At 53.1% G+C, this 495-nt stretch carries 1 rRNA gene; it reads left to right on the top strand.

Annotated elements, in window-relative coordinates:
- A 16S ribosomal RNA gene (locus tag A2U94_RS20335) occupies nt 1–495 on the top strand; the annotation flags it as partial.

The raw sequence follows: 495 nt of genomic DNA, 5'->3' as shown, positions 1-495 counted from the left end.
GCAAACAGGATTAGATACCCTGGTAGTCCACGCCGTAAACGATGAGTGCTAAGTGTTAGAGGGTTTCCGCCCTTTAGTGCTGCAGCTAACGCATTAAGCACTCCGCCTGGGGAGTACGGTCGCAAGACTGAAACTCAAAGGAATTGACGGGGGCCCGCACAAGCGGTGGAGCATGTGGTTTAATTCGAAGCAACGCGAAGAACCTTACCAGGTCTTGACATCCTCTGACAACTCTAGAGATAGAGCATTCCCCTTCGGGGGACAGAGTGACAGGTGGTGCATGGTTGTCGTCAGCTCGTGTCGTGAGATGTTGGGTTAAGTCCCGCAACGAGCGCAACCCTTGATCTTAGTTGCCAGCATTTAGTTGGGCACTCTAAGGTGACTGCCGGTGACAAACCGGAGGAAGGTGGGGATGACGTCAAATCATCATGCCCCTTATGACCTGGGCTACACACGTGCTACAATGGATGGTACAAAGGGCTGCAAGACCGCGAG

It is taken from the genome of Bacillus sp. VT 712 (assembly GCF_001614195.1).
Classification (GTDB): domain Bacteria; phylum Bacillota; class Bacilli; order Bacillales; family Bacillaceae_H; genus Priestia; species Priestia flexa.
The sequence above is the reverse complement of the archived record's forward strand: the minus strand, read 5'-3'. Positions and strand labels throughout refer to the sequence as shown.